This is a genomic window from Mycobacterium sp. SMC-8 (genome assembly GCF_025263565.1).
In the GTDB taxonomy this organism is placed as follows: Bacteria; Actinomycetota; Actinomycetes; order Mycobacteriales; family Mycobacteriaceae; genus Mycobacterium.
Map to the genome: position 1 here is coordinate 4,827,267 of NZ_CP079865.1, position 13,457 is coordinate 4,840,723.

The 13,457-nt window shown below is 68.5% G+C and carries 12 protein-coding genes; 2 read left to right on the forward strand and 10 right to left on the reverse strand.

The window, feature by feature from the left end; all coding sequences use genetic code 11:
• Nucleotide 1: 1 nt before the first annotated feature.
• Genes KXD97_RS23240 through lon form a run of 3 tightly spaced genes read right to left on the reverse strand, consistent with a single transcriptional unit; the run spans nt 2 to nt 3,616 of the window.
• Complete coding sequence (locus tag KXD97_RS23240; protein WP_260752733.1) at nt 2–622, reverse strand: hypothetical protein; 621 nt, start codon at nt 620–622, stop codon at nt 2–4.
• A 13-nt stretch (nt 623–635) separates the two neighbouring features.
• The gene (locus KXD97_RS23245; protein WP_260752734.1) at nt 636–1,274 is read right to left on the reverse strand and encodes an endonuclease; all 639 of its coding nucleotides are present in this window, start codon (nt 1,272–1,274) and stop codon (nt 636–638) included.
• 53 nt (nt 1,275–1,327) lie between these two features.
• A complete protein-coding gene (gene lon / locus KXD97_RS23250; protein ID WP_396885495.1) occupies nt 1,328–3,616 on the reverse strand; it encodes an endopeptidase La in 2,289 nt (762 codons plus the stop codon).
• 205 nt (nt 3,617–3,821) lie between these two features.
• On the opposite strand from lon, the gene KXD97_RS23255 reads away from it, so the two are divergent.
• Nucleotides 3,822–5,099, forward strand: coding sequence for an ATP-binding protein (locus tag KXD97_RS23255; protein WP_260752736.1), 1,278 nt, complete (start codon nt 3,822–3,824; stop codon nt 5,097–5,099).
• 70 nt (nt 5,100–5,169) lie between these two features.
• On the opposite strand, the gene KXD97_RS23260 is transcribed toward KXD97_RS23255, so the two are convergent.
• Nucleotides 5,170–6,174: an esterase family protein gene (locus KXD97_RS23260; protein ID WP_260752740.1), complete on the reverse strand. Its 1,005-nt coding sequence runs from the start codon at nt 6,172–6,174 to the stop codon at nt 5,170–5,172.
• Nucleotides 6,175–6,379: 205 nt separating this feature from the next.
• On the opposite strand from KXD97_RS23260, the gene KXD97_RS23265 reads away from it, so the two are divergent.
• Nucleotides 6,380–6,808, forward strand: coding sequence for a DUF1810 domain-containing protein (locus KXD97_RS23265; RefSeq protein WP_260752742.1), 429 nt, complete (start codon nt 6,380–6,382; stop codon nt 6,806–6,808).
• A 3-nt stretch (nt 6,809–6,811) separates the two neighbouring features.
• On the opposite strand, the gene KXD97_RS23270 is transcribed toward KXD97_RS23265, so the two are convergent.
• From KXD97_RS23270 to KXD97_RS23295, 6 genes are all read right to left on the reverse strand, one after another.
• Nucleotides 6,812–8,116 (reverse strand): alpha-amylase family glycosyl hydrolase, encoded by a 1,305-nt coding sequence (locus KXD97_RS23270; RefSeq protein ID WP_260752743.1) that lies wholly within the window; start codon nt 8,114–8,116, stop codon nt 6,812–6,814.
• Nucleotides 8,117–8,144: 28 nt separating this feature from the next.
• The gene (locus tag KXD97_RS23275; protein WP_260752744.1) at nt 8,145–8,624 is read right to left on the reverse strand and encodes a nucleoside deaminase; all 480 of its coding nucleotides are present in this window, start codon (nt 8,622–8,624) and stop codon (nt 8,145–8,147) included.
• A 60-nt stretch (nt 8,625–8,684) separates the two neighbouring features.
• Nucleotides 8,685–10,364, reverse strand: a complete 1,680-nt coding sequence (locus KXD97_RS23280) for a tetratricopeptide repeat protein (protein ID WP_260752745.1) — start codon at nt 10,362–10,364, stop codon at nt 8,685–8,687.
• A complete protein-coding gene (locus tag KXD97_RS23285) occupies nt 10,300–11,361 on the reverse strand; it encodes a hypothetical protein (protein WP_260752746.1) in 1,062 nt (353 codons plus the stop codon). The genes KXD97_RS23280 and KXD97_RS23285 overlap by 65 nt, the downstream gene beginning before the upstream one ends.
• Entirely contained in the window at nt 11,354–11,944 is a 591-nt protein-coding gene (locus KXD97_RS23290) for a TetR/AcrR family transcriptional regulator (protein WP_260752747.1), read from the reverse strand. The genes KXD97_RS23285 and KXD97_RS23290 overlap by 8 nt, the downstream gene beginning before the upstream one ends.
• Nucleotides 11,945–12,080: 136 nt before the next feature.
• Nucleotides 12,081–13,448 carry an HNH endonuclease signature motif containing protein gene (locus KXD97_RS23295; RefSeq protein WP_260752748.1) on the reverse strand — a complete coding sequence of 456 codons (1,368 nt, stop codon included), beginning with the start codon at nt 13,446–13,448 and terminating at the stop codon, nt 12,081–12,083.
• Between the last annotated feature and the right edge of the window lie 9 nt (nt 13,449–13,457).

Here is a 13,457-nt window from a genome sequence, read left to right on the forward strand (position 1 = left end):
GTCACGGGGCGTCGGCGGGCACATCGGTGTACCGCGGCACGTAGGTGTCCGCCGAGAAGGTGAAACCCTTGCCGCTGGTCTCAGAGAGACACGAAATACCGGTCGCCTCTTGCACATTGCACCGGAATCCGGCCGCGGCGAGGATCCGGTTGAACGGCAGCGCGGTCGCCGGCTCGGAGTCGAGGCCGAACGCGGGCGCCTCCAGCGCGATGAAACTCGGGTCGGAGTCACGGTCCACCACGACGGCGTTCGGTGTGCCGGGTTCGCCGTCGTCGCCGGGTACCTCCTCGGGTGCCGCGCTGACCCCGATACTCGCGGCGTTCTGCGCGTTCTGACAACCCGCCCGCACGCGGGGAACGATCGCACACTCCCACCGCCCGCTCGGGGAGGTGAAGTAGTAACCGGTCCGGCCGTCGACCTCGGCGAGGAAGTCGTGGGCGTTGGCCAGGTGGGCATTGCTGGGTCTGGTGGTCGAGGTCGGGGACTGCGCAGCGGGAGCTGGGGGCCGGGTTCCGTCGTCGGTGGTGATCACGGTCGGACCGGAGCAGGCGGCGCCGGCGACGACGAGCACGGGCAGCGTGGCGCGGAGAAGGGGATGCATGTCGGTGTCCAAGCCTGCCATGCCCGGCGGTCGCTCATCGCAGTTCGTCACGCAGTTCGCCGTCGAGTGACACCCGCACCAGCGCGGCGGCCAGGTTCGCGGCCCGCCTCGGCGCCAGCGCCGCCAGCCGGTCCGGGTCGCGCGGCAGTCCCAGCGCGGCCGCCGCGGTGACCGCCCGATCGTCGAAGTAGGGCCGCACCCAGGTCCAGGTGTCCTGGATCTCGCGCAGGAAGATGTCGGCGCCGGTGTCGCCGATGCCTTTGAACCGGGTCAGCAGGTGCTTGGTCTTGTCGGGGTCACGGCCGGCGGCGACGGCCATCCGCCGCAGGTCGCCCGCGTAGTCTTGGTCGATCATCGTGGCGATGTCGACCGCACGGGTGGCAGAACTCTCGTCGTAGCGGACGTAGCGGGCCCGTCCGAACGCATGGATCAGCGCCGACCGCTCGGCGTCGCGCACGGCACGCGGGGTGCGCAGCCCGGCGCGGAACATCTCGCGGGCCGCCCGGGTGGCGATGGCGGCGTCGATCGGCTTGCTGGCGAGCATGCACAGCAACAGCAGCTGGAACAGCGGCATCGGTTTGTCCCGCAGCCGGATCCCGGCCTCCTCGGCGTACGTGGTTCCGGCGCGGCCGAGTAGACGCTCGACGAGTTGTTCCTGTGCCGACGTGGCCATGCCGGCACGGCTTTCCCGAATCCACTCCGCGGAAACCCCCGCCGGTGGCCGCCCTAGGCGGCGGCCACCTGCGTGTCGCCCGCCGGCGCCAAGGCCTGCGCGACGATCTCGGCGACGTCGGTCATCGGACGCACGTCCAGCGCCTCGAGCACCTCGGCCGGCACGTCGTCGAGGTCGGCCTCGTTGCGGTGCGGGATGAACACCGTCGACAATCCGGCCCGCTGCGCAGCCAGCAGCTTCTGCTTGACTCCGCCGATCGGCAGCACTCGCCCGTTCAGCGTGACCTCGCCGGTCATGCCGACATCGGCGCGCACCTGCCGACCGGTGGCCATCGACACCAGCGCCGTCACCATCGTCACGCCGGCCGACGGACCGTCCTTGGGCACCGCGCCCGCGGGCACGTGCACATGGATCCGGCGGTCCAGCGCCTTCGGGTCGACGCCGAGTTGCGCCGCGTGCGAGCGGACGTAGGACAGCGCGATCTGCGCGGACTCCTTCATCACGTCGCCCAGCTGACCGGTCAGCTGCAACCCTGGCTCTCCGTCAGTGGCGCCCGCCTCGATATAGAGGACGTCGCCACCCAGGCCGGTGACCGCCAGCCCGGTCGCGACGCCGGGCACCGCCGTGCGTTCGGCCGATTCCGGCAAGAACCGCGGACGGCCCAGGTACTCGACGAGATCCGGCTCGTCGACGACGATCGGCCCGGGTTCGGAACCCTCCTGTGCTCCTCGCACGCGCGCCGCCAGCTTGGTGGTGACCTTGCGCAGCGCCTTGGCCAGGAGCCGTTCGTACTGCCGCACACCGGGCTCACGGGTGTAGTCCGCGGCGATCTTACGCAGCGCGGCCTCCGTGATCGTGACCTCGTCAGTCGTCAGCGCGGCCCGTTCGGACTGTCGCGGCAGCAGGAAGTCACGTGCGATCGCGAGCTTGTCATCGGCGGTGTACCCGTCGATCTCGACGAGCTCCATGCGGTCGAGCAGTGCCTGCGGGATGTTCTCGATCACGTTGGCCGTGGCCAGGAACACCACGTCGGACAGATCCAGATCCAGATCCAGGTAGTGGTCCCGGAACGTGTGGTTCTGCGCAGGATCGAGCACCTCCAGCAGTGCGGCCGCCGGGTCGCCCCGGTAGTCGGAGCCGACCTTGTCGATCTCGTCCAGCAGCACAACGGGATTCATCGATCCCGCCTCGCCGATGGCCCGCACGATCCGGCCGGGTAACGCGCCGACATAGGTGCGGCGGTGCCCACGGATCTCGGCTTCGTCGCGCACACCGCCCAGGGCGACCCGCACGAACTTACGGCCCAACGCGCGGGCGACAGACTCACCGAGCGACGTCTTGCCGACACCGGGCGGACCGGCCAGCACCATCACCGCACCGGAGCCGCGACCGCCGACGACGGACATTCCGCGCTGAGCGCGGCGGGCCCGCACAGCCAGGTATTCGACGATGCGGTCCTTCACGTCGTCGAGCCCGTGGTGATCGGCGTCGAGGATCTCTCGGGCCATCGTCAGATCGGACGAGTCCTCCGTGACGACGTTCCACGGCAGGTCCAGCACGGTGTCGAGCCAGGTGCGGATCCAACCGCCCTCGGGGCTCTGCTCGCTGGACCTTTCCAGCTTCCCGACCTCGCGCAGCGCGGCCTCGCGCACCTTCTCCGGCAGGTCGGCGGCTTCCACCCGGGCCCGGTAGTCATCGGAACCGTCGGGCTCGCCTTCGCCGAGCTCCTTGCGGATCGCGGCCAGCTGCTGGCGCAGCAGGAATTCCTTCTGCTGCTTGTCCATTCCGGCGCGGACGTCCTCGGCGATCTTGTCGTTGACCTCGACCTCGGCCAGCTGGGACCCGGTCCAGTCGATGAGCTGACGCAGCCGGGCGTCCACATCCGCGGTCTCCAGCAACTCCCGCTTCTGCACGTCGCTCAGATACGACGCGTAGCCGGCGGTGTCGGCGAGCGCGGACGGGTCGGTGATCTTGTTGACCACGTCGACGATCTGCCAGGCCTCACGGCGCTGCAGCATCGCCAGCAGCAGCTTCTTGTATTCGGCGGCGAGCGCCCTGGTGGCGTCGGTGACTTCCGCCTCGGCCACTTCCTCGATGAACACCCAGAGCGCGGTGCCGGGGCCTGTGGTCCCGGATCCGATGTGGGCACGCTTCTCACCCCGCACCACCGCGGCCGCTCCGCCGCCCGGAACCCGGCCGACCTGCACCACCGACGCGAGTACGCCGGAGGTGGGGTAGCGGTCGTCCAGCCGCGGTGCGATCAAGAGCTTGCCGGTCTCGCTGGCCTGCGCGGCATCCACCGCGGCACGCGCGGCGTCGTCGAGCTCGATCTGCACCACCATGCCGGGCAGCACGATCGGCTCGCTTGCGAAGAGGACCGGTACGGCCCCCGGCGTATGTATAGCTTCAGGCACTAAACCTCCAAAGTTGAACCTTATGCGCTCAACCTTGTGGGCGGTGGTTTTGTTCCCGCCCCGTGCCGTCCCCCGGTCTGACCACCCGCACGGGTGATGCCGTGCCGCACCTGCCCGGGTAGATCTGTGCGGTATGCCCCCATGGCGTTTGCGCGATTTCCACGACGACGACCTCGACCGGGCGATCTCGGTCTGGGACCAGAGCCGCGAACCGGGGGAACCGCCGCCGGCGTTCCCGGTCTCAGAGGTGATCGCGGCCGCCCGCTCGGGGCAGCCAGCCGTCGTCGCGGTCGTCGGCGATCAACTGGTGGGTATGGCCGTCGCGCAGGTCACGGGTGATCGGGCCTGGATCTCGATGATGGCGCTGAGCGAGCGATGGCGTGGCCGCGGCATCGGCAGCGCGCTGATCGCCGAGTTGGAGGTGCGCCTACGGACGCTGGGAGCGCGACGCATCAGTGGACTGTTGCATGCCGAGGCCACGGGCACAGCCGCGCTGCGCAATTCGGGATACACCGAACGCTCCGACCTGTGCTTCTTCGAGAAGATCGATCACGTCGGGGCCTCAGATGCCGGCCTGCTGTCCGCGCTGGGCGGTCAGCTGATGGGTCCGGGGCTGTGGGAGGGCATGGCGGGCATGGAAACCGAGAAGCGCTTGATCGAGCGCCGGATCGTGTTGCCGCTGGCCCAGCCGGATCTGGCGGAGCGATACGGCGTGTCGCCGCCTAAGGCCGTCATTCTGTTCGGTCCGCCGGGAACGGGAAAGACCAGTTTCGCCAAAGCGGTTGCCGGCCGCCTGGGCTGGCCATTCGTCGAGATCTTCCCCTCCCGGCTGGCCGCCCCGGACGTCGCGATGCCCACCGCGCTGCGGGAGGTGTTCACCAACCTCAACGAACTCGACTCCGCCGTGGTTTTCATCGACGAGGTCGAGGAGATCGCGGGATCGCGCTCAGGGATCCCGTCTGACCCCGCCCACGGGGTCACCAACGAGCTGCTCAAACTGATCCCGACGTTCCGTCAGCACGACGAGCGGCTGCTGATCTGCGCGACGAACTCGGTGCGCTCCCTGGACTCGGCGTTTCTACGTCCCGGCCGATTCGACTACATCATCCCGGTCGGTCCGCCGGATGACGCCGCGCGCACGGCGATCTGGAATCGCTACCTCGGTGTCAACGCCGCCACCGTCGCTGTCGACGAGCTCGTCGAGGCCACTCACATGTTCACCCCGGCTGACATCGAATTCGCGGCCCGAAAGGGCGCCCAGTGCGCCTTCGAGCGTGAGATCGAACACCGGCGCGGCGAACCTGCGTGCACCGCCGACTACTTGGCCGCGATCGCCGAGACCCGACCGACGCTCACCGACGCGATGCTCGACGAGTTCGGCGAGGACATCGACGTCCGGACACGGCTATGACCGGTGACCCGACGGCAGAGAGCCTGCCGCTCGGGGGAAACGGCAGGCTCTCTGGGTGTGGGGTGGGTGGCTAGGCTGTCGCCTGAGCCCCCAGGACCCGCTGGATGTCCGGCTTCATCTGCTGCAGCTGCTGACCCCAGTACCCCCAGCTGTGGGTGCCCGAGGTGGGGAAGTTGAAGACACCGTTGGTGCCGCCGGCTGCGATGTAGTTGTCACGGAAGCTGATGTTGGTCCGCAGCGTGAACCCTTCGAGGAACTGAGCGGCCATCAGGTTGTTGCCCGGGGTGCCTGAGTCCAGGTCCGACGGGGTGCCCGTGCCGCAATAGATCCAGATGCGGGTGTTGTTGGCCACCAGCTGGTTGATGTTGACCATCGGGTCGTTGCGCTTCCACGCCGGGTCAGAGGACGGGCCCCACATGCTCTCGGCGTTGAAGCCGCCCGCGTCGTTCATCGCCAGCCCGATCAGCATCGGCCACCAGCCCTCGGACGGGTTCAGGAAGCCCGACAGGGAACCGGCGTAGACGAACTGCTGCGGGTGGTAGATCGCGTAGGTCAGCGCCGCGCTGCCCGCCATCGACAGGCCGACGACGGCGTTGCCGGTGCGCGAGACCCCGCGGTTGGCCTCCAGCCACGCGGGCAGTTCCTGGGTCAGGAACGTCTCCCACTTGTAGGTGTAGTTCTGCCCGTTGCCCCGCGACGGCTGGTACCAGTCGCTGTAGAAGCTGGACTGGCCACCGACGGGCATGACGGTCGACAGGCCGGACTGGTAGAACCACTCGAACGCGGGAGTGTTGATGTCCCAGCCGTTGTAGTCGTCCTGGGCGCGCAGGCCGTCGAGCAGGTAGACCGCGTGCGGCCCACCGCCCTGGAACTGGACGCGGATGTTGCGGTTCATCGACGGGGAGAACACGTCGAGATATTCGACGGGAAGACCAGGACGGGAGAATGCTCCTGCCGTTGCCGAACCCCCGGCGAAGCCGATCAGCCCGGGCATCGCAACGGCGGCCAAGGCGGCGACCGCCACCCTGCGCATCGCCGCTTTTGCGGTACCCCGCCACTTCTCTGTGAACTTCATAACGGCAACCAACCCACCTTTCTCATCAAGTCTCGTACAGCTCGCAAAATTGCCGTCGCTTTGCAGTCGTAATGAAACACGTTGGAACTGAGCCCATACCGCCCCGACACGGCGAACCCATATCGCGGTTGGGCAACGATTGCGACTCGGGCCGGACTCACCGCAGGTTGATGAGCGGACCCCGGCGTGCCAGCCTGAGAAGACGATGGCCGATTCCGATGACCCGTTCGATCTGGAACGTTTCGTGACCGCACAGCAGCGGGTCTACCCCGCGGTGCTGGCCGAACTCCGCGCCGGAAGCAAGCGCTCGCACTGGATCTGGTTCATCTTCCCGCAGCTGCGCGGCCTCGGCCGCAGCGCCACCGCGCAGCGATACGGTATCTCCTCGCTGGAGGAGGCCGGGGCTTACCTGAGCCATCCGGTGCTCGGTCCGCGCCTGCGCGAGTGCGCGACGCTACTGATGACTCACCAAGGGCATTCGGCGACAACCATTCTCGGACATCCCGACGATCTCAAGGTGCGGTCGTCGATGACGCTGTTCGCCCGGGCCGGTGGGGACGGGGTGTTCCGCACCGTGCTCGACGCGTTCTACGACGGCCACGAGGATCCCGCGACGCTGGAGCTGCTCGGCTGACCTTTACCGTGGCGCCAGAATCAGCCAGCCGTGCGGCGGCACCGCGGTGTCGGTGACGATCTCGGCCGGCGGTGCGCCGGACCCTGCGACCACCTCGGCACGACCGATCCCGAAGTCCGCGAGCGGCACCGGCAGCGGATCGTCGGCGACATTGAGCGCGACGACGAGCTCGCCACCGCCGTGACGGGAGGTGTAGACGTATCCGGTGTTGGTGACGCGCAGCGCCGTGGTCCTGGCGGTATGCAGCCACGCGTGCCGGCGTCGCAACCCGATCAGGTGCTGATGTGAACGGAACATCTGGTGCCCGTGCTCGCCGACTCCGTCGAACGGCGAACCGAATTCGGGCCGGACGGCGTCGTCGCCGCCGAATCTCTCCTCCTTGTCCCCGCGGTAGGCGACCTCGTCGCCGGCATAGACGCTGGGGGTGCCGCCGGTGGTCAGCAGGAGCACCAGCGCCTGCTCGACATGCCGGGGGTCGGTGAGCCGGCTGGCGATGCGGGTGACGTCGTGGTTGCCGATGAACGTCATCGGCACGAAGCTGTCGAGGAACTCGTTGTGCCGGGTCAGTGCCCAGTCCAGCTCGTGGAAGTTGCCGTCGTTGAGGCTGCTCCAGATGGCCTTCCACAGCTCGTACTGGGTAACCGAATCGAACCCTGAGTCACGCACCCGCGCCTGGTAGTCGCCGTGGATGACCTCGCCGACGATCCACGCGTCGGGGTGCCGCTGCCGCACCCGCGGCAGCACCTGCGACCAGAACCGGTCCGGGGTGGCGTACGCGGCGTCGAGCCGCCATCCGTGCGCGCCGCGGTCCAGCCATTGCTCCATCACCTCGACGGTGTAGTCGATGACCTCGGCGTTGCCGTGGTTCAGTGCGATCAGCCCGTCGTGCCCCTCGAACGTGGCGAACCCGTCGCCCCGAGCGCGGAACCACGACCGGTCACCGCCGGCCAGGGCCTCGCGGTAGCGCGGGAACTCGGTGCCCACGTGGTTGAAGACCCCGTCGAGCAGAATCCGCAGTCCGCGCTTGCCGGCCTCGGCCACCAGGTGGTCGAAGTCCTCGTCGTCACCGAGCCTCGGGTCGATGCGGTAGTGGTCGGTGGTGTCATAACCATGGGTGCGCGACGCGAACACCGGGCCCAACGCCACCCCGGACGCGCCGAGCTCGACCGCGTAGTCGAGCCAGTCGACGACCCGGCGCAACCGGTGCCCGTCCGGTCCCGGGGCAGGGTCGGCCGGGTAGGCGCCGACGAACCCCAGCGGATAGATCTGCCACCAGATGACGTGTTCCACCCAGCCGGGATCGGTCACTTCGGCTCCTCGCGTGAGCGATGGTCGGTCACGGTCGAAACGCCCTCTGGTACAACGCCTTCATCTCCTCGGTCAACTCCTCGGCCGGTCCGTGCACGTCCACCCCCGGCGCCACGGCCGTGATCGGCAGCGCCGCGACCGGTGGCGCTGGCGCGGCCCATTCCTGCAGCCATCGGGACAGTTGCGCCCCCGACGCGGCGTAGACGATGCGCCCGAGGCCTACCCAGGCATGCGCCGCGGCACACATCGGGCAGTGCTCGCCTGAGGTGTACACGGTGCAGCGGGCCCGCTCCTCGGGGGTGAGGTGCGCCACCGCCCAGCGGGCGATCGCGAACTCGGGATGACGGGTGGCGTCGCCGTCCTTGACCCGGTTGTGGTCTTCGAACCGGACCGAACCCTGAGGATCGACAAGCAGGGAACCGAAAGGTTCGTCCCCGTCGTCGAGCGCCTCGCGGGCGAGTTCGACACATCGGCGCAGGAATGCCAGGTCGTCGTCGGTGACCGCCACAGCCGGAGTCTACGGTCGGACTGGTGCACTTGCGGCCCGGACGTGTCGCGTTCGCCTGAGTCAGTCGCAGCAGTGCGCCTGCAGCCGGCAGGCGCAGGACGCTTCGATCGGCACGTCGGCGCGGGCGGAGGCCAGCTCGAGCTGTTTGCCGATGATGGCCGCTTCGGCTCCGCGGCCGAGCCGGGTCAGGCATTCGTGGTATCCGTGCAGGCTCCACACGTTGCCGGGGTGCTGGCAGGGGCGGCTCAGCGTGGGGTCCAGCCCGAGGTCGGCGGCGTACACCTGGGCGGCTTCCTCGACCCGGCCCCGCTCGAGGAGCAGGGCGCCCAGGGCGTGCCGGGTCGGCTGCATCCAGCCCCACGGTTCGTCGTAGGGCAGGTTGTCGTCGAGGTCGACCGCGCGTCGCAGATGCGCAAAGGCGTCATCGAATCGTCCTGCGCGGTAATCGATCTCGCCGTTCAGCATCGCCGCTGCGACGGCCAGGATATCGCGGCTGGTGTTGTTGAACAGATATCTGGTCTCCGGGATGCGGTCGTAGGCAGCGGCGAACAACTCCCGTTCGGCGGCGGCCCGGTCCGGGTGGCCGCTCGCGGCGTGCGCCACCCCGCGCCCGTAGTGGATGGTGGCCGTGGTGGTGCAGTACAGCGCGGGGTCGTCGGGCAGCGGCGTGGCGATCAGCTCGCTCCAGCGGCCGAACCGCACCAGCACGTGCACCCGCAACGGTACGAACGCTTCCAGCCAGTCCGCCATCGGCGGCGAGTCGATGGCCAGCAATTGGGGGGTCAGCTGGCCGGCGAGCTCGTCGGCGGCCTGCAGCGCCACCGTCGAATTGCCTTCGAACATCGCGGAATACACGATGAAGTGCAGGTTGTGCGCCCGGTACAGCGAGTAGAAGTTCAACGGGCCCCGGTGTTCGACGAAGCGCTGATCGACCGTCGTCGCAGCCACATTCGCCGTCACCGAGTCGTGGTAGTTGCCGCACAGCACGTCGATGTGACTTGGCATGTGCCGCAGGTGGCCGGCGTCGGGCACCAGTCCACGCAGCAGGTCCGCTGCGGGCAACGCGTCCTGGGGAGTCGCCGACATCTCCATGGTGTGCAGATAGAGGTGCAGAACGCCGGGATGGTCACGCCCGGCCGGGGTGGCCAGCGCGTCGTCGAGGATGCGTTTGGCCTCCACCACCCGCGACCCGGGTGCCGGTTGACCGGTCCGGCTGTCCCACAACGCCCACGCGGTCACGTTGACCAACGCGTCGGCCGCCAGCGTGGCCACGTCGATGTCGTCCGGATAGTCCTGGGCGAGAGCCGACATCGCGTCGGCGTAGGCGCTGTGCCCGGCCTGCAGCGCCTCGGCGTCAGCGGGGTCCTCGGTGGGGAAGCGGGCGGTCAGCGCGGCGATCAAGCGGCGTTCGACGGCGGTCGCCCGGCCGTGTGCGGCCAAGCCGAGTTCGGTCCGCGCCCGCTGCAGCGACGCCGCGAGATCCACCGGGTCGAAGGCTTCCCAGCCCTTGTTGTAGTTCGGGCCGACGGCGTAGGCGATGCCCCAGTGTGCGAGCGCAAAGTCGGGGTCGAGCTCGAGGGCGCGCTCGAAGCAGCGGATCGCCTCTTCATGGTTGAACGCATAGGACCAGACCATGCCGCGGTCGAACCAGACCTGGGCGGCGGGCGATGGGGTGTCAGTCGGCCGATGGAAGGAGCCGAGGTCGTAATACGGCTCGGCGGTGCCCGGCTCGGCGCTCATACCAGGCACGATAATTCAGCCGCGCGGCGATGGCGGCAACTGCGAGAAAACAGCCGGCGCCGGCCCAGATCCCCAGCGTGACCAGGGGAGTGGCCGCGCCGTTGCCGCCGAAATAGGAGATGCTGCGCAGCAGCGAGACACCGGAGCCCTGCGGCACCACGGCGGTCAACGTGGCGTAGAAACTCGACAGCAGCGGCCGGCCGACCGGACCGGCGGCGGCCGCGTTGCCGACGACCACCAGGAAGACTCCCAGCGCGATCGAAGCGGCGGACCCGAAGGCGGCCGCGACGCCGGTGATCGCACCACCGACTGCCATCGCATAGAGCCACAGCCCGCCGAATACCTGCCAGGTGTGCCCGGTGAGGGCACCGAGCACCGGCCCGACGTAGGCGGTGACGACACCGGCGAGCACCGTCGAGAACACGGCCAGCGACGCTGTGCGCAACGCGAAGGTGGCCGGTGTGCGGACGCTGCCCATCAGCCGGCCGAGCAGCGCCGCACCCAGCGATGCGCCGATCGACAGGAAGATCACCGCGTAGAACTCGACGGTGCCCGACGGGTCGGCGGCGGTGGTCGGGGCGACATCCTCGACGACGGTGGTGAGGCCGGCGCGTTCGGCGGCGGCGCGGCCGACGCTCTCGGCGGCGGCCGCGGTACTGCGGCCACCGCCGCCGGCGACGTAGACGGTCAGCTGGTGATCGGAGGTCACCGAAAACGCGGTGTCGGCAACGCGCTCGTACACCTGGGCTCTGGCTGCGGCGGCGTCGCCGACTTCGTTGACCGACAGCGCATCTTGGGCACGCAGTCCGTCGACGATCGGCTGGGGCGCCGACACGGCGACGGTCATGTGATGCAACGTCGGTTTCGCGAATGCCCCGGCATAACTGGCCACCATGGCGAGCACGAAAACCGTCAAGGCGGTCAGAGCCAGCACGGTGATGCGCAATGCGGAACGATCACGCACCGGCGGGATTTCGGGGACGTGATGTCTACCCATGGGTGGAGCCTTTCGTCGGTGAGGAGATGCCCAGCAGCGCGTCGACGGTGTCGAGAGCCGCGCTGACCCGGGCTCGGAGATCGGTGACGTGGTCGTCTTCCATCCAGGACCGCAGCACCTCCATGAGCCCGCCCACCAGGAACCGGGTGACCGACTCGGCAGGCACGTCAGACACGATGTCCAGGACTGTCATGCCCTGTTCGGAGATCTGGCGGCAAGGCGTCAAGAGCGCGTCGCGGTAGGCGGCCAGCACGTGCTGGTGCACGGTGCTGGAGGCGACGTGGCGGCACAACCGTTCATGCCGGGCCGCGAAGCCGAAGAGGTCCTGGATCCGTGCGCGGGCGTCGTCGTGCTCGACTTGGGCGATCGTGCCGAACGCATGCGAGAAAGCTTGCGCCACCGCGTCGTCGCGGTCACGGAAGTGCCGATAAAACACCTGACGGCTGACCCCGGCCCGGGCAACGAGATCGCCGACGGTGATCGCCTCGACGGGATACTCGTGCGCTAGCGCGAACGCGGCCTCACGCAGTCGGGTGTGGACCCGTTCGGCGCGTGGGTCGGCACTTCGGCCGCGTTCGGTCATTCCACGAGACTAAAGACTTCGTTTACAGTTGTCTACGACAACTTAGGTAATCTATGCCACCGCTCCGCGGCCGGTGTGATCCTGGTCGCTGGACCGCAGTTCACTTGGCTGTCAATGCATTTCACCGGCCAGCGCCTCAGGGTCCTTGGTCATCTTCTGGGAGTAGGTGGCGTTCGGGGTGGTGGTAGCCGTTGATCAGCTGCGTGCGGTGCTGGCCGGTATCGAGCTCTGGTGGTGGAATCCATTCGGTCTGGTTTTTGGCGTTTTTGCTTGTGGTCCAGCCGGTGGTTTCGATCATCCGGTTGTGCGGTCCGCAGGCCAGGGTGAGGTCGTCGATGTCGGTCTGGCCGTCGTTCTTCCAGTCGGCGACCGCGTGGTGGACCTGGCACCAGTAACCGGGCACGGTGCAGCCCGGGCGGGTGCAGCTGCGGTCACGAGCGTGCAGCACGATGCGTTGCGCGGCGTTGGCCAGCCGTCGGGCCCGGCCCAGGTACAGGCTTTGACCGGTGTGCTCGTCGAAGACATACAGATAGTGATGGGCCTGGGCGGCCATGCGGATCAGGTCGGGCATCGGTAGCAGTGAACCGCCGCCGGTGACCGCCACCCCGGCACGTTTTTCCAGCTCCTGCAGGGTGGTGGAGACGATCACGGTGACCGGTAACCCGTTCTGGCTGCCTAGTGCCCCGGATTCGAGGTTGCGGCGCACCAGGGCTTTGAGGCCATCGTGATTGCGCTGCCCTTCGGTGCGGGTATCCCGGCACGCGGTCTCCGGTGCCCCATCCTCGCCTGGCTCCTTGTCCTGGTCGGGCATGTTGGCTCCGGGGGCGGCTTCTTTGGCCAGGGTCGCCTCCAGGTAGGCGCGGGTTTCGGCGTCGAGGTAGCCCGAGATCGTGCTGAACCCGTCGCGTTGCTGCTTGCCGATCTTCAGCCAGCGTTTCCGGGCCAGGTCGGTGTCGGGGGGTTCGGGGCCGTCCTGATCGATCATCATCAACAACCGCCCCGCGGCCTCATCCAGCTCTTCCGGGCCCATCCCCGAGCCTTTGCGCGCCAACTGCGCGTCGGCGTGCGCGCGGGTGTCCGCATCCACCCAGGCGGGCAGCTTCTTGTGGAACTTGGCGATCACGGTGATGTGCTCTTCGTCCAACAGGCCAAGGGCCTGGGCGGCGGCGGTGGCTTCCCACCGCGGCGCCAACGGTTGCCCCGTCATCGCCCGCCGGGGCCCCAGCATTTCGGCCCGTCGCAACCGCCGCCCGGCTTCGGCGCCACTGACCCGCAGCGCGGTAGCCAGCACGCCCTTCCACGATCCTTCACCGAGTCGGTGGGGTTGGGTCTCCTCGATCAAGCGGGCCAACACCTTGTGCTCCAGGGCCGGCACGCTGCGCAGCACCGTGGTCAGCTCGACCAGCAGCCCGATCAACTCACGGTGCGAGAGCTCCTCGGCCGCCTTGGACAGCACAGCGATCTGCTCAGCGATCGCCCCCACCGCCTCCGACACCAACTCCATACATCGAAC